Genomic DNA, 20,695 nt, shown 5'->3' on the forward strand with positions numbered 1-20,695 from the left:
CAAACTAATTATGGCTCTGTCTTTTTAAGTTAACCCACGAATGGAGGCTAGCCTCGTGGGGAGTCATTATGTCTATACATTCCTTCAATTTCCGGAGTAAAACTCAAAAAATAAAATTTGCGTTTTCAATTCTGTGTGACATACTAAAATCAATATAAAACACATAAATAAAAAAGTGAAGATTATGGCTAAGGCAAGAGTAGAAAAAGCTCCTAAGCTAAGTATTCCAGAAGACTTTCAATCTATAACTCCCTTTCTTCATAAATATGATGTTACTGATGATGAAGGGAGATACCTTCATTGGAGTCAGCTTAAGTGGAGAGTTCCTAAAAAGGACGCTGAAAACATCTGGAAGACTGTAAAGTTTAAAAGAATGTCGCAGTACAAGTCGCTGGCGATTATTGATGAAAATGACAAGCCCTTCTTATACTGTACACCTCATTCCATGGAAGCATTATTGTATCAGCTAGTAAAAATCGCAGGCGGAAATGTTGGAGCTGTATCTGACTCTGCGGCTAGTGATAACTTACAAAGTAAATTCTTAGTTTCATCCTTAATTATGGAGGAAGCTATTACAAGTGCACAACTTGAAGGCGCTTCGACTACTCGCGAAGTAGCTAAGAAAATGCTGGAAGATGAAAGAGAGCCAATTGATGAAGATGAGAGAATGATATTAAATAATTATCTTCTTTTGAGGTTCGCTGAACAAAATAAGAAAGAAAAGCTAACATTGGATCTTATTCTCGAGTTTCATAGAATAGCTACAATCGGGACTACAGAGAATAATGTTGTTCCTGGCGAATTTAGAGAAGATAACGATATTTATATTGAAGATGGTGATGGCAATATCGCTCATCAACCTCCACATTTTAATCTCATTAACGAAAGGCTTCAGAAGTTATGTGATTTTGCCAATGCCGAACATACAGGTTTGAACGGCTGTGATTTTGTGCACCCAATAATTAAGGCAATAATCCTTCACTTTATGATGGGTTATGAACACCCATTTAGAGACGGAAATGGTAGAACAGCAAGAGCACTGTTTTATTGGTTTATGCTTAAAAGTGAATATACTTTATTCAAATATGTATCTATTAGTAAGTTACTAAAAGAGAAACCAAAGGAATACGGTATGTCTTATATGTATACAGAGAAGGACTCTAATGATTTAACTTATTTTATTTACTTTCAATTAGATATAATTCTTCACGCTTTTGAAGAATTAAAAACTTATTTAGGCAATAAAAGTAATGAATTTAAGAAAATTGCTGAGATTTTAGAGAAAACCACTTGGGGTAATAAACTAAACTTCATTCAAAAGGATTTAATTAAGAAAGCAGTTAAAGAGCCAGGAAGGATATTTAGTGCAAAAGAGGTTTCCAATTCGTATACAATTTCAGCAAATACTGCTAGAACCTATTTAGCAAAATTGGCCGAACTCAAGCTATTCCTTACAACGAAAGATGGTAAAACTTTAATTTATATAGCTCCTTCGGATCTACTTTCGAAACTGAATAGTGGGAATGTATAACAAGAAATTCACCAAGGACGATTGGCATTTGAATTCACTCCATAAATCAATATTACAAACTTTACCTAACTCAATGAATATACCCGAACCACTTATTGCGGTCAGCCCGTTCTAATTATGCGCGGGGATTTTAAACGTTAGATAAAACTCAAACGACACAAGTTATCGTGGTCACTTTTATGAAGGTGGGCCTAGTTACGGCTTAGTGATGGTTTTATCTGTGATTATTTTATTTCTTTTTTTCACTACTAACGCACTCAATATTAGCTTCTAACGATCCCCAAATATAATTAGGCGATCCTTGTCTGTCATTAAAACCTTGCACACCTTGCAAAATCTCAATTTTATAACCGTAGTTCAAACAAATATCTTTTGAACGGCGCAGTAAAAATGTGGCTAAGCGACTAAATGGCGTTTTACTTTTTGGCACGACTGCCAAGTGATAGCTATTATCGCTAAGTTTAGTTTGTCGAAATTGAACTTGATGATCAAAGTCCCATTGTGGCTCGCCATTACTGGTTTCAATTTGTGCACAGCTAGCCAGTAAAAGAGGAATTGCGATGATGCACATAACACGCTGACAAGAAATCATATAATTGCCTTAAATTGATTAATAATGAGAAGCTCAACAATAAGTATAACTTATCTATTACTTACCTAGTCACTTACCTAGTCACTTACCTAGTCACTTGCCTAGTCACTGACTGTGCTTGACCACTGTTGGTGAAAATTCACAATGCGGTTTTTACCTTGCGCTTTTGCTTGATACAAGGCTTTATCAACATTGGCATATAAATTTTGCGTATCGAAACAATGCTCATCAACACTGGCAATGCCAATACTTACCGTAATACTAATGACTTCACCCGTTTCAGTGGTCAGTTGGCGAGCATTAATTTTCTCTCTAAATCGTTGCACAATCGCTGTACATTCCTGTTCAGACAAACGCGGCAATACACATAAAAACTCTTCTCCGCCAATGCGCGCCATTATGTCATCAGCCCTGAGTATTTCTCTGCCAATTTCAGCGACAGCTTTAATAACTTCATCGCCAAACGGATGCCCATAGGTATCATTTATTTTTTTAAAGTCATCGATGTCAATCATCACGATGTGTAATTCAGTTTTTCCTGGCGTAACGTGCACAAGCAATTTATCGATATAATTAAAGGCAAAACGTCGATTATATAAGCCTGAAAGCTCATCACGAATTGACATGGCTAATATTTTATCTTTTGTTCTACCTTGAATAACCAAGGCGGTAAAAATAGCCAAAATGACAAAAAAGGCAAATGCGATAACATAACCTTGCACCATGTTTTTTTGTCTTTGCTGTTCAACTAACAGCGCTTGTACTTTATTGCGCTGCTCTAGCAATACGTACTCAACATTTTGGCGTTCTAGCTCCATCGCGGCTCTGACACTGACAAGACGGGCACCGGTATTTTTCAACAGTAAGTCGATATAGGTTTGGTAATACTGATTCGTTAATGCAAAACCTAAATCTTTATCACCACTTGCCTGAGCCAGAGCGCCACGTATTTTAATGGTTTCAATATCCCACTTGGTGCCTTTTAACTCAGGTAAACTATTGTGAATTTCCTCTGCAGCCACTAACGCCTGTTCAGCTTCGTCTAGCCGATTTAATTCAATTAAACAGCTCGCTTTTCGTTTATATAATTCTGAATTGTAATCTAGCGGACCGTTCATTTGGTGGGCTTGATTAATGTAAGTAAGTGCTAGCTCGCAGTCTTTCTTTTCTGCGTAGGTCATACCTAAACCATAGGCACTGAAAAAACTTAAATCTTGGTTTGGGCTGTAAGAAATATTGTCTCGATAATACTGGAAGTATTTAACAGCCAGTTCATATTTACCCCAATACCGATAAGTACTCGCAATCCCATAAAGCGTATCTGCTATGTGCGCTTTAAATTTGAGTTTCTGATAAATGCCTAATGATTTTTGATGATATTCAATCGACTTTTCATATTCACTCATAAACCCATAAGTTGCGCCGTAGGTTTCATAAATAGCCGCAATTAACGCCTGATCGTCCATCGCGTAGGCTTTGAGATATGACTCTTGTAAATCGACTAATGAGGTTTCATATAGCTCAGTTAAACTACGAGTAAAGGCCAGTTCTTGCTTTGCATTTACAAAAATACGTTCTAAGTCAGCCTCTTGTGCTTGTTCCATTGATTTTTTTAACAGTGATACTGATTTAGCATATTCTGTTTTTCGTTGTGCAATGATACCTGCATAAAACAATACGGTGCTGGAAAGGTGTATTGGTGTGTCTTTTTGTATCAAGGGCTGCATTTGTGCAACACTTTTTTCAAATTTGTCGTAAAAATAAAGCAAGTTTTCTGCTTGAGCACGCTGCACTAAAAAAGACAATTGCTGCTCGGGCGAATAATTTGCCATGTTAGGTTCAAGCGTTAATAGCGTTTGATAATTTTGCCATGGCTCGAGATTTATTTCATCTTCAGAAGGTAGCGCTAAAGCGGCGGGTTGCGCAAAAGACGAATAGATTTGCAGAGATAACAACACCAGTAAAAATTTTGTTGTTAAAGTTAAGGTTTTCAACTGCACCGCTTCCCTGCCTATTAGTTTACATATAGCTAAAATTTCAACTTACGTTGCAACGTTAACACACAATTAATGATTACTCTATTTGTTGTGATACATTTTTGTACAGCAAAATGGTTTGCAACATTAGCCAAAAAAGCCAACTAAATTCAATCAGTAGCGACAAAGTAAAACACCAATACAGAAAAGGAAAAACGCATGTTACTAATAATAAACAACCGCTAATTAAGTGCAGCCACCACAAAACGGTACTTTCTTTTTTACTGATAAATTGATGCATATGCGGTAAAAACTTCATCGCATCAAAGTTCATCAAACAGCGTTGCTGTAAATGGGTATAACTTAAAAATGGCAATATTTTTATCAAGAGTGCTTGGATAACAGACAAAACATAGCAATAGATAAATATCGAAGAAAAGACAATATCTCTTTGCTCAACAGACCAAGGAATAATAGCAAAATAGTCGATAAAAAATAGTGCCGATAAGACTAATAAGCTGATCGCTGCCAGCAACCAGTAACGAATACTAATGTCGGGTATTTTTCGTTTTCGACGATTGATTACAGCAATAACCTGCAGCAGGTAAACGCTGTTTAACATTAATAATAATGCAATAAATACGCTAAGTTCGAGCGCTAACCACCAAGTAAAAATGAGTGCAACAAGCAGAAGTGACACTAGCACAGGTAAAATTCGCGCGACAAAATACGGAAAATTTGGTGCGACATGAAACATAGGGATCACTTGAAAACTCACTGCCATGATCAGTAAACCGACCCAGCCAAAACCACCAACAAGCGCGTGAATATTGGTATAAAGCTTATCAAATGGCAGATATGCATAGCCCAAACGGTTCAGTTGTAATAATAAACCTAAGAGCACAACCACGGTAAAAAACACAATGGCAAAGCGCAGCGCAACTAAGGTTGTACTTTGTTTAACGCCTTTTTTAAAGGTAGGTACAAACGCCCAAAGCAAAGCACCTATAAAGAGTAAAAAGGCGATGCCAAGTGCAACTAAGCTAAACCATAACAGCAGTGGTGTTGGGAAAATAAAACTTAGCATTAGTGTTGCACTACCAAATACTAAACAGAGGTGACTAACGCTAGCGACAATATCAACCTTAGGCACACTTATACCGGCAACAACAGGCAATATTTGCAATAACGCGCCCATCATAACCATAGTCAAAATACCAAGGGTAAAACCATGGGTAAGCGATAACATCGCTGGGTGCCAACGCGTAAGCCACAGCGATTCACCAAAGGCAAAAATTAGCGCAGCACAAGCAAACGCAAACAAAGGTGCGGTGAGAAAAAAGCGAAACGGCAAATGGATTGGCGGCAAAGCATTAAACGATAAACCAGATAAATTCATAGCACTACTTGTTCATTGGTAAAGTTAAATTGGGCTAAAGAAAGCTAGATTAAACTAGCTCAAATTAAGCTAAGCGCCGCAAACGCTTGCTGCTGGCTGGTTCGATAGATATAAATATGAAACAGCTCCGGCTCAATCGCTTGGCAGCTATAATTCCAACCAGCCGCGTTTAATTTTTCATAAAGAGGGAAAGGTTCTCGTCGATGGATCACTTTAATAAATTGTTCATCGGATAAATTGGCTAGCGCTTTTAATATAGCAGTCATTGGCTCAGGCGGAGCCAATGCACTTACATCAACAATAATTTCTTGCATGGTTTAGTTAACCTGAGGTCAGGCTATTTAATGGGTGTGAAACACTTAGCCTAAAGAAAATTACGACGGTTCACAATGCGCTTTTAATACCCCTGCTAAATTTTCAGCATCTGGAATACTTTGTTGCGTCATCGGGTAAAGCATCATTTCTTCTTTCATATTGTGCTGCTGCATCAATACCATTAAGGTTTCTGACAAACCTAAAAACTGGGTTTTGTCTTCACTCGCCAGCGCTTTGTCTAAGTCGGCAACTAAGGCGCGCATTTGTTCATGTTCGCCGCGCATGACATAAGTTGGGCCTGATGTCATGCCTGTTGCTTGTTCAAACTGTGGAAATAAAATGCTTTCTTCTGCTTCTAAGTGCAAGGCCAACTCTTCAGAAAACTCACGCCATTGCTTTTGTGCCAACTCCCAGTTGCCCGCTGATACGGACGATTCAGCTTCGGTAAAAATATCATCACATTCGCGGTGTTTTTCGGTCATATATTCTGGTATTGAAGTCATATTTGCTGTCTTTGCTTATTAACAATTGCAGCTACTTTAATGATTTGTCTGCTTAGCTGTTTTGACCTGAATTAACAAAATGCAACATTTATGGTTTATTGTTCATTGGCAACGCGAATATTAAAGGCAAATTCACTGCCCTTACCTAACTCGCTTTTCACTCGAATATCGGTATGTAGCAAGGTCAGCAATTTTTTGGTGATCGCCAGCCCTAACCCAGTATGCTGTCCTTGGCTATGTGTGGCATTACTGGCGCGATATCTGGCATCAAAAATATAAGCGAGCTCTTCATGTTTAATTCCTGTGCCGGTGTCTTGCACACTCAATTGACAATGTTTTTGGTCGCAATTACTCACTTTTAACGTGATCGCGCCACCTTTAGGCGTATGGCGTAAAGCATTTTCGATTAAGTTACTGAGTACACGTTCAATTTTACCTATATCACTATGCGCCTGAATAATAGGAAACTTAGGTTCAATCGTTAAACTTATCTGCTTTTTCTCCGCCGCTAAACTAAATTTCGCGACGATGTCGTAGAGTAATTCGGCTAAGTTAAATACTTCGAGGTTAAGCGAAACTTGACCGTCTTCTAAGTGAGCCAATTCAAATATTTGATCAATTAGCACTTTCAGCTGGCAAGCATTTTTATGCGCTATGGATAAGTAGTTATCACGCTGCTCACTCGGCAATGCTTCTCCTTTAATGGCGATGGTTTCTAAATACCCTTGCAGTGATGCCAGTGGCGTACGCAAATCATGAGAGATATCGGCTAATAATTGCCGTCTATGGCTGTCTGATTGTTTAAGCCGTTCCAACTGACCGTTAATTTGTTCAACCATTTGACTAAAAATACTGCCAAGTTGATGCACTTCGTTATGGCTTTGACTTTGCCACGTTTCAAGATTCACCAAGCTTTTATCAAAACCGGCATTTTTAAAGGCGTTCATGTCTTTGCTTAATTTGCGAAGCGGCGCGGTAAAGTAGCGAAATAAACCTAACATTATGACAAATAAAAAGAATACTGAACCACCAATAAAGACCAAAGAGACAATGGTGTGGTTATTCGATTGAATACGATTAAAGGCCGAGTCGTATTTCTCGCCGGCAACTATCACATAAAGGTAACCTTGCAGATCGCTGCCATTAAATACCGGCGCTGCGGAAAATATTTTTTGGCGGGTTAAATGGCGTGGATCGTCACCATAAATAGGCAATGGCGCTTGATTACGGGTTAACTGCAACAGCGGGATCAAATTAATTTTGTCACGTTTTACCTGCGACGGACTGGCTGAATAGGTCAGCAATAATCCAGTTGGGTCAACAAAATAAAATTCAAAAGCAGGCCCTAATACCATTAAGGTATGAAAGAGATTTTCTAACGCGCTGTGATCATAAATGCCTTGCGCTAATAACGGGTTATCTCTTGCTAAATTGGCGGCAAGCGATAAATGTAAATTTTGTTCAGATTCAAAGCGCGTGCGTTGTTCAACCTGTTGAAACCAGAAGTAAAAGAAGCCCACCAGCAAGATAAACACCAAAGATAATGAAATGGCGAGTCGCTGGTAGAGCGAAAATTTCATGCCGCAACCCCTTGGCGATTAAATTTATAACCAACACCCCAAACAGTTTGCACAATTTCAGGTCGCGTGGCATCTCGTTCAAGCTTACTGCGCAAACGATTAATATGAGAATTCACTGTGTGTTCATAACCGCTATGGTGATAGCCCCAGACAGAACTTAATAGCTGGCTACGTGAGAAAACTTGGTCGGGATGAGTCGCTAAATGCTGCAATAGGTCAAACTCGGTCGAGGTTAATTCAAGCGCCTTGCCGGCAATGGTGATGCGATGCAATACATTGTCAATTTTCAACTCACCAATAGAGATATTTTGACTTGGCTGACTTTGCTGTTGTAGATCAGACATAAGATGCACTCGACGTAATTGACTGCGAACCCTAGCTTGCAGTTCACGTACACTAAACGGTTTTGCCATATAATCATCAGCGCCAAGCTCTAAGCCAACAACACGGTCAACTTCCGAACTTTTTGAAGTGAGCATCATAATGGCTTGCTCTGGCTTTTGCTCTCGTATCTGTCGACAAACATCTAAACCCGATATTCCCGGTAACATCACATCAAGCAATATAAGCGAATAGCCCTGTTTGGTTGCCATCTCTAAACCTTGCTCGCCGGTTAAGCTATGATCAACCTGCAAAGACAACTCTTCGAGGTTCATTTTAATTAAGTCGGCAATATCTTGTTGGTCTTCAACGATTAATACTGAGTCAGCCATTACCCTATCCTATCCGTATAATAAAGAAGTAGCACAGTGAACAGCACCGCGACTACTTCTTTATTGGCATTACTCTGTACGAGTAATTGTGATACTTACGGTAGGGTTATCAAAACGATGTGCTTGTGTTAATACCGATAATGCTAAACCATCATCCACACTTACCACACCAGGGTGCATGGCAACAAAATCAACATCGTCGCGCGCTGCATTAAATCCTTCCCCACCACCAGCAGGTCCCGGAATAGTTGCCATTTGCTCACTATTTTTCTCGGTACCTGAATCATAGGAACGGGTTCGCACAGAAATACTTTCACCCACCGCCATATTACTAATATCCATGGCGTTAATACCGGTAAAGGCGTCATTGGTATTTACCAACATAGTGGCAACCGATAACATTTGTGGCGCTGTATCTTCAAGGCTAACAGAAATAGTTTCACTCATGCCAGGCATAATAACGCCAGCACCACCACTTCCCGCTAGCACATTACTCTCTGCTAACAAAGCACTGTTGTCACCACTTTCAGCAAGCGTTTCTAAGGCAACACTTGCTGGGCTACCAATTTCCCAAAACTTGCCTTCATTGTGCAGTGCGACTGCAACTGGCGATATTGGTTGCGCATAAGTTAAGTTGGTTACGCTGACATCATACTGATAAACCATAGGCTCTGGTTCTGGCGGCGGAGTTGGCTCAGGTAAATCATTATCGTTATCGCTACAAGCACTCACCATCAAACCAAGACAACTGGCTAATACCAAAGTAATTTTTGAATTTTTTCGGGTATGAATATTCATCATAGCCTCCTACATTACGGTAACGGTTACACGTGCCACAGGGTTTAACCAACGGTGAACACTGCTGTCTAAATCACTTTTGCCACCGGTTAAATCATCATCACCTAAGCTACCGCGATGAATATGAACAGTTTCGTTGGCTTCAGTTGTGGTTACACCTGTACCACCGGTACCAGCATCACCACCAGGTGCACCTGGAATACCCGGAACACCTGGCATACCGCCGCCGTTAACAATTTCATCGTTAGCTTCAGTGCCCGCGTCATAAGCATTAACCATAACTGTGTAAGTACCGGCTTCAGTTGGAATTGGCCACGCATTTAAACCAACAAAACCATCGTTAGTTGGCAATAACATCGTTGTAATAGAAAGATGGGTATTGGTATCGGCAGTCATTAAACTTGTTGTGGTCGACGTGCCCGGCATTAACATGCCGCTTGCTGGGTTTTCAACAATATCTGCGCTAGCTGTAGTTAACATAGTGGCTAAGCCAGAAATGTCACCGCCTTCTGCCATTGCTTGTAATTCAGCACTGGCGGCTTCACCGACGTTAAATAGAGAAACATCGCTAGTATGAGCACCAACAAGAATTGGCGTATAAATTAAGCCTTGAGTAAGGTTAGTAATTGAAATTTCGAGTTGTTGTGCTGAAGTGAAAGTGCTGATTGTGGTTAAACCAAGCGCCATCGCTAATTGAAATGTTTTCATAATTTTTCCCTTGTTACTGAATTAAAATCAACTTCAGTATGCAAAGGAAACATCGCAATTTTTTCACGAAAACATCACAAATTTATCACAAAAATATTGTGTAAAAATGATGAAATTTTTTCTGCAGTAGTGCGTTCTCTTTAAGGTTAACGCCTAAGATTTTTTTGTGCTAAAGCGCGCTAGGGTTACCGATTTAAGTAAACGTTTTGGTTTGCTAATTTCAAACCATTTATAGATAATTAGAGCAGCAGAAAATAATGCGATCACAGCGGCAGCAGGCAATGGCATAGCGCCTACCAACAAACCGACAATAAGAAAAAACACAACGATACTCGTCGCTTGCCAAACAGTTTTTTTCATCAGATACCTCACAAAAACCGACGATAATTTATTAGTGTTAATTTTAAATTTTTTCCCTTTAAGAAAAAGTAAACACTTGTAATAGCAAGCTGTAACATTGTTATCAGGCAATAACATTTAACAATTAATTCGTGAGTTTCTCAGCATAAAAACTTATGTTAGGCTGATTGAATTACCGCTAAAAACATCGCGTTTAACTCGGAGTTACACATGTATAAAAACCTATGGATGGTTATTTTTGTTGTTGTATTAGTTTGGTCAGGCATTAACCCTAAAGACCAATTCACTTGGTTTTTAGAAGTATTACCGGCGATGATAGCGGCCTTGTTAATGTTATTTACTTATCAAACATTTAGGCTAACGCCGGTGCTGTACTTTTGGATTCTTGCCCATTGTATTGTGCTGATGGTTGGCGGTCATTATACCTATGCTGAAGTGCCATTATTCGACACCATTAGAGACTGGCTTGGTAGCGATAGAAATAATTACGACAAAGTTGGTCATTTTTTCCAAGGCTTTGTACCCGCATTAGTTGCCAGAGAAATTCTACTGCGCAAACATGTTGTTAATGGCGGTAATTGGTTAGCGGTTATTATTGTTTCAATCTGTTTGGCCTTTAGTGCTTTTTATGAATTAATAGAATGGTGGGTCGCGATTGCATCAGGTGAAGATGCAGAGGCCTTTTTAGGCACCCAAGGATATGTTTGGGACACCCAATCTGATATGGCATTAGCGTTAATTGGCGCAATTTCTTGTTTAATTTTTCTGGCGAAATATCACGATAAACAACTAAAAAAATATAATCATGTTTAACAAATTCGCGTTTTACATAAGCTCAATTACACTTACATTTAATAATAAATAAGGTGTTATACCAACTTGATTAAGGAAGAGCACATGGGACATTGCTATCAAAAAATTGAAATTAATTGCCCAATTGAGCAGGTCTGGCAAACGTTAAGTAATTTTCATGATATGTCGTGGGCACCGGGTGTGGTGAATGATGTCACCATAGTCGGTGACAAAGGGCCTTTCGAGCGAGGTTCACAGCGTATTCTTAATAATCTTTTCCACGAAACCCTGATTGTTATTAATGCCAAGGACTATAGCTTTTCATACAGTATTGATGACGGTCCGGGCCCTATTGCCAAAAACGAAGTCGACAACTATGTTGGCGTGGTTAAGCTAACAGAGCTAACCGCAGGTACTTTAGTTGAGTGGGGTTCAAGCTTTGACAGCGGCAACGAAAGCCAAGTCATCGATTTTTGTAACCCTATTTATGCTGCTCTGCTTAATGCCCTTAAAATACACCTTACACCTGCATAACACTGATAAATAACACATTACGGGAAGATACCGACAACTTCCTGAGCCGTTAGTGGTCGATAGTCACCAGGTGCCAAGCTGCTATCTAATTTGAGCTTTCCAATACTTTCTCGATGCAATTCAATTACTTGATTTTGAAAACGGCCAAACATACGTTTGATTTGATGATAGCGCCCTTCTACTAAGGTTACTCGGGCAACGTATTCAGACACTATCTCTAACATCGCAGGTCGCGTAGTAATGTCTTCGGTGTGAAAGTACATTCCATTAGCAAATGCTTCCACATAATCCACTGTTAAAGGTTTTGCTAAACGTACCCAATAGGTTTTAGCGACCTTTTTGTCAGGCAACGTTAGTTGTTCAGACCAACGACTGTCGTTAGTTAATAGCACTAATCCAGAGGTATTTAAGTCTAATCGCCCAACAAGGTGCAGCCCTTGGTAATTTTCACCATCAATTAAATCAAGCACAGTTTTATGGTGCTCATCTTTAGTTGCACTTACTACACCGGTTGGTTTATGTAACATTAAATAGCGCGCTTGCTGAGCTTGCAGTACTTTGTCATCAACAACAATCGTCGAGAATTTATCAATAATTAAACCGATGTCGTCAACATAACTGCCGTCTACGGTTACGCGTTTTTGCGCGAGTAACATTCGTACATCGCGACGGCTGATCTGACACTTTTCACTGATAAATCGATCGAGACGGCCTCGACCTAATGGCTGTTTTTTCAAAATACTTGGCTCGCGATATCAAGCGCGTCTTGATTTTAGCGGCGCTCTGCTAGAAGATTGATAATAATCGCATTATAACCAATAGAGACTGACATGGAATATTCAATATTAGGTAGCAGCAACTTATCTGTTTCACGGGTATGTTTAGGCACCATGACTTGGGGCATTCAAAACAACCAGCAAGACGCAAATCAACAACTCGATTATGCCATAAGCCAAGGCGTTAACTTTATTGATACCGCCGAAATGTACCCAGTGCCACCTAATGCTGAAACGGCAAATGAAACTGAAAAAATATTGGGTAATTGGCTTAGTCAAAACAAAAGCAAGCGAGAAAAGCTTATCGTCGCCAGTAAAATTGCCGGAAGCGGTGTGCCGTGGATCCGCAATGGCGGCGCTATCACAGGTGTTGCTGTAGAAAATGCCGTTGATAATTCATTGCAGAGGTTGCAAACCGACTACATCGACCTGTTTCAATTACACTGGCCAAATCGCACCTCGCCACACTTTGGTAAACATTGGCCGAGTCAAATTTCGTTATCAGAAACTGATGCCGAGCTTCATAGCGAGCAAATGTTAGATATTTTACAAGGTTTGAACCGCTGCGTTAATGCAGGGAAAATCCGCTTTTGTGGTTTATCTGACGATACACCTTGGGGCATAAACACCTACTTAAAGCTCAGTGAAAAGCACAACTTGCCTAAAATGGTATCGATTCAAAATGAATTTAATTTATTGCACGCTAAAGACTGGCCCTACTTAATCGAAAACTGTATACATGAAAACATTGCTTATCTGCCATGGTCTCCGCTAGCCGGAGGCATGTTATCTGGCAAATATTTAAATGGTGAGATCCCAGCGGGAAGCCGATGGACTTTTATGCAGCGCAATGGCCTATTTAGAGATACACCTAGTGCTCATCTAGCAATTGCAGCTTATGCCGATATCGCCAAAAAACATGGTTACACCCCCGCGCAGCTTGCATTGGCGTGGTGTAACCAAGTCGACGGGGTAACATCAACAATTATTGGTGCAACCTCCCTTGCGCAATTAACTGAAGATATTGCCGCTTTCAACATGCCTTTGAATAAAACAGTACAGGCAGAAATAGAACAAGTATTTAAACAATTTCCTGCCGCGTTTTAATTGTAAAACTATTAAATGACATACTTAGTCATAGAGGTTAACTAGAGCGTGTTGATCTTTGTGGTATGAATTTTGTCCAATTTAAACGCTTTCTGATCGCGGCACTAACTTGAAGGCATAGTGGCTCTCGGCTTTGGTTCCAAACGTCGCCCTACCTCCTCAATCCCTTGAGTCGTACGTCTAAAGTTAGTAACAAAGAGCAGGAAGCGTTTAAATGGATCCTTCGGACAGCGTTTGTTTGCCATTTCTACTGCGTTGCCCCACATGGATGTGGGGTAAGGTGACTTTGCAGGAGCATAAAGTCTTTATCACTCATTTATGTAGAATAACTACACGACAATCGCTCTGCCTTGTATAAATGGCAAACAATTCGCTGCAACAACATACACCAAAGGTCAACACGCTCTAAGCAGCTTAGGTCGCTTTTTTATTTTTAGAAAACTGGCAATATTAAGATATTTAAGCAAAAAATTGATTTTGCTAATTAAAAATACATTGCAAAGAAAGCACAATAAAAATAATGTTGACTATACTTTTACTAGAATTGTCATCGGGAAAATATTTTGAATAAAGCAATTATCATATTGGCTTTTTTATTTTTTTCTTTTCACTCTTACGGACTAGAAAAAGTGAGTTTGCAATTGAAATGGATGCACCAATTTCAATTTGCTGGCTATTACATGGCAAAAGAAAAAGGCTACTTTAACCAAGCCGGTTTTGACGTAGAAATTATTGAGCGCAGCTTAAATTCGACTCCTATAGACGAAGTATTATCTGGACGAGCAACCTTTGGCGTAGCAGATTCCAGTATTGTATTACAGCGCTTGCAAGGCCAACCTGTTGTCATCACCTCAACTATATTTCAAACTAGCCCATTGGTTTATTTCAGCTTAAAAGAAAAAAATATTAAAAGCCCGTACGACCTTATCGGCAAAAAGGTCATGTACCAGCGCAACATTGACGATGCGCCGTTACAAGCTATTTTGCATATGTTCAATATTGGCGAAAATGACTTCACTTTTGTTGAACACAACTTTGATAACTGGGCCTTACTTAACGAAAGTACCGATGTCATGTCGGCATACATCTCGGATCAGCCCTTTCTTTATCAGCAAAAAGGCTTAGATGTTAATATTATCGACCCTAGCAGCTACGGCATCGATTTTTACGGCGATTTAGTTTTTACCACGGAAGACTATGCCATTAACAATTACGCCAATATTAACCAATTTTCACAAGCGGTCTATCGCGGTTGGCAATACGCCCTTGATCACCCAGAAGAAGCAATTGATTTAATTTTAAGCCGGTATAAACCTGGCTTAGATCGAGAGTGGTTACAAAACGAAGCCAAAGCCACTGCCTCGATTATTCGTTATGGTACTGTGCCCCTTGGTACCGTTTATCCCGCAAGATTTAACCGTATTGCCAATACGTATAAAGAGCTTGGTATGGCAGAAAAAAATGCTTCAATTGATGGCCTGTTAATTGACGAATACGCCACTAAAAAGTATGAACTTGATAGAAGCCTTTACTATAGCGGTGCAGCATTAATGTTAGTTTTTGCCAGCTTTATTATTGTGCAATTTTTCTTTAATCGTCGACTTAAAATTGTGGTAGATAAAAAAACTCAAGCCCTTGAAGCAAGTTATCAAACACAATCTGAACATTTGCAGTTATTACAGTCGAAAAATGACGAATTAATTGAGGCTAAGAAACAGGCTGAAGTCGCCAACGATGCAAAGTCAGCATTTGTTGCCAATATGAGCCATGAAATTCGTACGCCGATGAATGGCATACTCGGTAGTTTACAAGTAATGCAGCGTTTTAATTTAAACGACGAAGCAAAAGATATGGTCACCACTGCGATATTTTCCTCGCAGTCATTATTAACCATCATCAACGACATTTTAGATTTTTCTAAAATTGAAGCCGGTAAATTAAGCCTTGAAACCAAGCCATTTAGTTTAAATGATATTGTTGAACTGCTCGACTCTGAGTTAACACCGCTCGCCAAAGATAAGCATAATAGTTTAGTGATTGAATACGCCGATAACTATCAAGATGGTTGGCTAGGTGACGCTATTCGTATCAAACAAATTTTGATGAATTTATTGTCTAACTCGTTAAAGTTTACTGAGCATGGACAAGTGACACTATCTATTTCTCATCAGGAAGATATAGTCAATATCAAAGTAAAAGACACCGGTATTGGCATGTCCGAAAACGAGTTAAAAGTGCTCTTTTCTCGTTTTGAACAAGCTGATAAATCAATTACCCGTAAGTTTGGCGGTACCGGCTTAGGCATGGCGATCACCAAAGACTTAGTTGTATTAATGAAAGGTGATATTAATGTTAACAGTGTCGTTGGCCAAGGCACCGAATTTATCTTAAAACTTCCACTAAAGCGAAGTAATATCAACCAAGCGCAAGGTTCAATTGAAGGCGAAAATGTTGACCTATCAGGCATAAAAATATTATTAGCGGAAGACAACCGAATCAATCAAAAAATATTCACCGCTGTTCTTAAACCCACTAAAGCAGAAATCAGCATTACCAACGACGGGTTAGAAACCATTGAATATATGCAAAAGCATACACCTGACATTATCTTTATGGATATTCAAATGCCAAAAATGGATGGCATTCAAGCCTGCCAGGAAATTAGAAAAACACACCCTAATATTCCGATTGTTGCACTAACTGCTAATGTAATGAGCGAAGATGTAAAACGTTATTTAGCCGTTGGCTTCAATCATTGTCTTGCAAAACCGATAGACTTGAAGAAACTTTATCAAATATTAGAAGATGTTGACCTTTGCTTATAATAAGGCAAAGGTCAATAGACTCTAGTTCTAATGAAAACAAGCTAAAATAGCGACCTCGTTGCAAACTAAAAAGCCACAATTAATGAATATTAATCGTGGCTTTAATTTTAATAAGCGATTGAAGAAATTGTGTATTATCTACTTGTCGATTGCTTGACCAACAATCTCATTCACTTCACTTAACAGCTTAGCTTTAACTTTACGGTTTTCAATATTTGCCGCAACATTGTGCCATTCATACGGGTCATTTTTATGATTATAAAGCTCTTCTTGCCCGTCACTATAGCGAATATAACGCCAATTTTTAGTGCGGTACGAATAGTTTTGTTGAGTAACACCTTTAGCAATAGATGCATAGTTACCAATAACGGATAGTGCACCATTTGGCCCTTGCCATTGGCCAGTATTTTCTATCAAGCTACGTAAGCTAAAACCACCTAAGTCGCCACCTTGACGGTTCTTTTTATTGCTGCCTTTTAACGATGCGTAATCAACTAACGTTGGGTATAAGTCGATTAATGAAACCGGCTGACTAATTTCTTTGATGCCCGCTTTATTGGTTACAGGTCGAACGATTAACGGAATTCGTGTACTTTCTTCCCACGGAGAGTTTTTAAAGACATACCCTTTTTCACCCATTTGCCAACCGTGATCGGCGGTAAACAACACCATAGTATTGTTATTTAGTTCAGGGTGACTTTCTAAAGCTGCTAATACCTTGCCCACTTGCTCATCCATAAAAGTAATACAGGCAAGGTAAGCTTGTAAAAAGTGCTTCATGGCGAGTTCATGATCATTGTTGTATGACGCTAGCAAGGTTTCGTAATATCTTAAACCTTTAATATCACTTGGAAAATTATCTTTATAATAAGTATCTTTATTGTCATTTTTCATCCACGGCGCTAACTCAAGCTCGTCGATTGGAAACATGTCAAAAAAGCGATCTGGCGCATATAAAGGCGTATGTGGTCTCATAAAACCTACGCCCATGAAAAATGGTTTATCCTGCTGACCTTTAGCAAGTTTATTAATTGCTTTTACAGCCCATTGTGCATGTAATTCGTCTGGCATTAAGTCGCGATCATTTTCATTAATATATCGCATCGGTTTTTTATCCCAACCGTATACCCAACCTTTTTTACCTTTTTCACCCGTTGAAATACCACCAGACGATAAACGACCGTACGCACCGTCAATAGCACCTATAGAACGAAAAGGCTCAGGCACATTAGGTGATGCAATGCTTTTTTCACCATCAAAATACATTGGTCCGTAGTCATGCTTATGCGGCATGCCCCAATCTTGCCAGTTTTTAGTTAGACCACCATGCATTAACTTACCGGTACCTAAGGTGTAGTAACCGTTTTCGTTAAATAATTCCATTATGGTTTTATTGTTCTTTAGCATTTTTTGCTTGTGTTGTGGAATCCAGCCGAAATCTTTCGAATCATGAGGATATACACCGGTAAATAGGCTGTTTCTTGACGGCTGACATACAGGAATGTTGGTTTGCATATTAGTGAAACGAATGCCGCTTTTTGCTAAACGGTCAATATTAGGCGTTTTCGCTTGCGGATGACCACCAAAAACCCCCTGATAATCATTCAAATCATCAACTAAGATCATTAACACATTAGGTTTTTCAGCAGAAACTTTCCCCTCTGAATCTCCATGAGCAAATGCAACTTGACTAAAAAGAGCGACCACTAAAAGCAATCGTTTAAAATAAATCATTTAACCTATCTCACTACAACTATTTATATCTTATTTATATTACTTTTAAGGCGAATGGATTACAACTTAACGAATTAACCATTAACTTAGCCCCGATGCACTAAAATGAGTGACCTTAGAACGGCCTTACAGCATCGTTCGTTTAGCTATTATTCAGGTAACTATTAATAAACCAATGATAATTATAAATAAAAACAAATTCATAACTGTTAATTTTTAATGGAAAGTTATGAAGAAAGCGTATCAACGCTAAATTTTAAAATTGCGAATAACCAATGACTAGCGCTAAAAATTACACTACTTTACACAGGGATTTGCCGCCTTATGTATAGACATTATAGGTTAAGAATGTTGGAACAGTGCTTTTATAGTTAGGCACCCTAATCACTAGCTCCCAGATAAGCGATGATAGCTATATACAAAACCCATTAGCCTAACCAATGAGCTTTGTATGTGCCGATTCTCGATACTGCTTTTAATTTTGTAAAGCGTTGGCGTGCCAATATTGCCAATGCATATGCCGTGGTGTTTCCACTAAATGTACCGGCTGTAAATAATCTTTATAAGAATAACGATAAAACTGGCGTGGCTTATGCGGATTTTTGACCTTGGTTTCGTCAACAAAATCAGCACTTAAATCTACTAGCCACTGGTTAAATTCACTTTGGTATTGCTCACCACTTTCATCTAATAGCTTTTTATAACCGTCAAAAAAGTCAGTTTTTAGAAAATGAGCAAGTTGACGATACTCTTCTACATGGCGCTCATACATAAACCGCACCGCTAAATATCCCCATTTATACACTTGATCGCCACCATCACGATACTCAGTATCAAACACTTGCTGCAGCGTTAGCCATTTTTCTTGCTCAGTGTCTTTGAGTAATTTTAATGCTTGTGGGTTGTCATCACCTTTGGCGATGTAGTCAGCCAAACCTTCTGACCACCAAACTAAGTGGCTAGGGAAATGATTAAAGGTATCGTATTTATTAAACCGACCATCTAAATAGTGCACGTATTCGTGCTGTAAATTCCAAATTTGAAATTTAGGCCTTACCCAAAAATGCTCAAATGAATAAAAGGTCGCGAGGTTATCGGGATCTTGAGTCACACCTTCAATATACATGCCGCCATTATCGGTTGAAATATCAAAGACTAGCTGGCCATATTTGTTGTATTCAGCGGCGTTATGAAAAACCACTACGCGCAGTTTATCGTTAAAATCATTAGCCGCGGGTTCATGATTAGTCGCTAACTTTTGATGAAACACCGTTTCTTGTGAAATAAGCTGCTGACACGTTTCATCTAATTGCGCTGGTGTCATTTTTTGAGTACGAATAAACAAGCTGTCAGAGCAAACATGTTTAATTGGCACCGCCTCATCAACAGTTGGCGTGATGCAGCGCCCTTGCAAACTGCCTTCTAAACAATCTGATTTACCACGATATGTACTGACCACATAAGGAATGCTAAACAAGGTTTTCACTTGCGTTTCCTTGTTTGGGCTATCCGTGATTGAATCAGATAACACTTGCCAAAGGGCATTGTCTAAGTCAGCCATTTGCTGCTCAACTGGCAAGCTTATTTCATCGTCATCAAGCTGTTTTTGCTCAGCTTTCGATTTTTCATAATAGGCATTTAAATACTGCTTGTTATAGACATTATAATAATGGGCAAGTGCCCATACCGCGTGTTGTTGTGGCCAATTATCTCCGCCAAGGGTGGCATTTTCGCTTTCAATAAAGGTTAGCAATGCATCGGTTAACACAGATTGTTCACTAAATATTGCCAAATAGCTGGCTTCTTTTTTACGGCTGGCTTCGTAAGGTAAAATGGCGCTAGCACGAAGAATTTCCCACAGCGCATAATCAGCTGCTTCATTACTGCTTACCCACTCTGTTTTTCCGTATAAATCAACTAACTTGGCGAGCGACGTTAGGTGCTCTGGGATCGACGCTCTTAGCGGCTTGAGAAAATATAAGCGATAAAGCGCCACCGCATAATTTTCATGAAGGCGCGCGCTGCTTGGGGTTATGTGATAAAAGCCCGGCATATTTTGTAAATCAACTAACGCACGATTTAGCGCCTGTGCGCTACCTTCTTGCCAGTTTTCATCAGGGCCAAAGCTTGAATAAATGCGCAAATAAAAACTTAACTTTTCCAAGTTTTCATCAGTTAAATCGCCCTTATTGGCTAATTGTGAAATCGCCTTAGCGACTTCAAATAGCAAGCCTTGCTGGTAATGCTTAAAATCTTGACTCCACAGCGTTTCCAGCTCTGCGCTGAGAATATCTTGCACGCTTTTCGATGCTAGATAATCAGTTTTTGATGAAGCCTTTACCGGTGATTTTGCTTGATGGTTAACATTGGCACAGGCGCTAACCAGCCAGGTTGTTATCGCAGTAATCGCTATTATTTTTATAATTTTCATAAGTGTTGTTGTACTTGAATA

At 39.4% G+C, this 20,695-nt stretch carries 18 protein-coding genes; 5 read left to right on the plus strand and 13 right to left on the minus strand.

Annotated elements, in window-relative coordinates; all coding sequences use genetic code 11:
• Positions 1 to 184 precede the first annotated feature (184 nt).
• Positions 185 to 1,531 (plus strand): Fic family protein, encoded by a 1,347-nt coding sequence (locus ACRRSQ_RS12610; RefSeq protein WP_440876109.1) that lies wholly within the window; start codon positions 185 to 187, stop codon positions 1,529 to 1,531.
• Between the two features lie 229 nt (positions 1,532 to 1,760).
• Here ACRRSQ_RS12610 and ACRRSQ_RS12615 read toward each other — a convergent pair whose 3' ends face one another.
• The 10 genes from ACRRSQ_RS12615 to ACRRSQ_RS12660 all read right to left on the minus strand — a co-directional run bounded on the left by ACRRSQ_RS12615 (position 1,761) and on the right by ACRRSQ_RS12660 (position 10,475).
• Complete coding sequence (locus ACRRSQ_RS12615; protein WP_440876110.1) at positions 1,761 to 2,123, minus strand: hypothetical protein; 363 nt, start codon at positions 2,121 to 2,123, stop codon at positions 1,761 to 1,763.
• A 101-nt stretch (positions 2,124 to 2,224) separates the two neighbouring features.
• Positions 2,225 to 4,117, minus strand: coding sequence for a tetratricopeptide repeat-containing diguanylate cyclase (locus tag ACRRSQ_RS12620; RefSeq protein ID WP_440876111.1), 1,893 nt, complete (start codon positions 4,115 to 4,117; stop codon positions 2,225 to 2,227).
• Between the two features lie 79 nt (positions 4,118 to 4,196).
• Positions 4,197 to 5,498 (minus strand): hypothetical protein, encoded by a 1,302-nt coding sequence (locus tag ACRRSQ_RS12625; RefSeq protein ID WP_440876112.1) that lies wholly within the window; start codon positions 5,496 to 5,498, stop codon positions 4,197 to 4,199.
• 59 nt (positions 5,499 to 5,557) lie between these two features.
• Positions 5,558 to 5,812, minus strand: a complete 255-nt coding sequence (locus ACRRSQ_RS12630; RefSeq protein WP_440876113.1) for a DUF2249 domain-containing protein — start codon at positions 5,810 to 5,812, stop codon at positions 5,558 to 5,560.
• Between the two features lie 60 nt (positions 5,813 to 5,872).
• Positions 5,873 to 6,316, minus strand: a complete 444-nt coding sequence (locus ACRRSQ_RS12635) for a hemerythrin domain-containing protein (protein ID WP_440876114.1) — start codon at positions 6,314 to 6,316, stop codon at positions 5,873 to 5,875.
• Between the two features lie 95 nt (positions 6,317 to 6,411).
• The gene (locus ACRRSQ_RS12640; protein WP_440876115.1) at positions 6,412 to 7,896 is read right to left on the minus strand and encodes a sensor histidine kinase; all 1,485 of its coding nucleotides are present in this window, start codon (positions 7,894 to 7,896) and stop codon (positions 6,412 to 6,414) included.
• Entirely contained in the window at positions 7,893 to 8,609 is a 717-nt protein-coding gene (locus tag ACRRSQ_RS12645; RefSeq protein WP_440876116.1) for a winged helix-turn-helix domain-containing protein, read from the minus strand. Before ACRRSQ_RS12645 ends, ACRRSQ_RS12640 begins: the two co-directional genes overlap by 4 nt.
• A gap of 69 nt (positions 8,610 to 8,678) precedes the next feature.
• Positions 8,679 to 9,410 (minus strand): spondin domain-containing protein, encoded by a 732-nt coding sequence (locus tag ACRRSQ_RS12650; RefSeq protein WP_440876117.1) that lies wholly within the window; start codon positions 9,408 to 9,410, stop codon positions 8,679 to 8,681.
• A 6-nt stretch (positions 9,411 to 9,416) separates the two neighbouring features.
• Positions 9,417 to 10,115 carry a spondin domain-containing protein gene (locus ACRRSQ_RS12655; RefSeq protein ID WP_440876118.1) on the minus strand — a complete coding sequence of 233 codons (699 nt, stop codon included), beginning with the start codon at positions 10,113 to 10,115 and terminating at the stop codon, positions 9,417 to 9,419.
• Positions 10,116 to 10,268: 153 nt separating this feature from the next.
• Positions 10,269 to 10,475: a hypothetical protein gene (locus ACRRSQ_RS12660; protein WP_440876119.1), complete on the minus strand. Its 207-nt coding sequence runs from the start codon at positions 10,473 to 10,475 to the stop codon at positions 10,269 to 10,271.
• A gap of 210 nt (positions 10,476 to 10,685) precedes the next feature.
• Here ACRRSQ_RS12660 and ACRRSQ_RS12665 point away from each other — a divergent pair, with 210 nt between their 5' ends.
• Positions 10,686 to 11,288: a DUF2238 domain-containing protein gene (locus tag ACRRSQ_RS12665; RefSeq protein WP_440876120.1), complete on the plus strand. Its 603-nt coding sequence runs from the start codon at positions 10,686 to 10,688 to the stop codon at positions 11,286 to 11,288.
• A gap of 84 nt (positions 11,289 to 11,372) precedes the next feature.
• A complete protein-coding gene (locus ACRRSQ_RS12670; RefSeq protein ID WP_440876121.1) occupies positions 11,373 to 11,801 on the plus strand; it encodes an SRPBCC family protein in 429 nt (142 codons plus the stop codon).
• Positions 11,802 to 11,818: 17 nt separating this feature from the next.
• Here the strand turns inward: ACRRSQ_RS12670 and ACRRSQ_RS12675 are convergent, their stop codons facing one another.
• Positions 11,819 to 12,538: a pseudouridine synthase gene (locus ACRRSQ_RS12675; RefSeq protein ID WP_440876122.1), complete on the minus strand. Its 720-nt coding sequence runs from the start codon at positions 12,536 to 12,538 to the stop codon at positions 11,819 to 11,821.
• Between the two features lie 93 nt (positions 12,539 to 12,631).
• On the opposite strand from ACRRSQ_RS12675, the gene ACRRSQ_RS12680 reads away from it, so the two are divergent.
• Both ACRRSQ_RS12680 and ACRRSQ_RS12685 read left to right on the plus strand, forming a co-directional pair.
• On the plus strand, positions 12,632 to 13,684 hold the full coding sequence (locus ACRRSQ_RS12680) for an aldo/keto reductase (protein WP_440876123.1): 1,053 nt from the start codon (positions 12,632 to 12,634) through the stop codon (positions 13,682 to 13,684).
• A gap of 563 nt (positions 13,685 to 14,247) precedes the next feature.
• Positions 14,248 to 16,509, plus strand: coding sequence for an ABC transporter substrate-binding protein (locus ACRRSQ_RS12685; protein ID WP_440876124.1), 2,262 nt, complete (start codon positions 14,248 to 14,250; stop codon positions 16,507 to 16,509).
• A 138-nt stretch (positions 16,510 to 16,647) separates the two neighbouring features.
• On the opposite strand, the gene ACRRSQ_RS12690 is transcribed toward ACRRSQ_RS12685, so the two are convergent.
• Complete coding sequence (locus tag ACRRSQ_RS12690) at positions 16,648 to 18,243, minus strand: sulfatase (protein WP_440876125.1); 1,596 nt, start codon at positions 18,241 to 18,243, stop codon at positions 16,648 to 16,650.
• A 475-nt stretch (positions 18,244 to 18,718) separates the two neighbouring features.
• Complete coding sequence (locus tag ACRRSQ_RS12695; RefSeq protein ID WP_440876126.1) at positions 18,719 to 20,674, minus strand: collagenase; 1,956 nt, start codon at positions 20,672 to 20,674, stop codon at positions 18,719 to 18,721.
• Between the last annotated feature and the right edge of the window lie 21 nt (positions 20,675 to 20,695).

It is taken from the genome of Thalassotalea sp. PLHSN55 (assembly GCF_052030545.1).
In the GTDB taxonomy this organism is placed as follows: Bacteria; Pseudomonadota; Gammaproteobacteria; order Enterobacterales; family Alteromonadaceae; genus CANMXU01.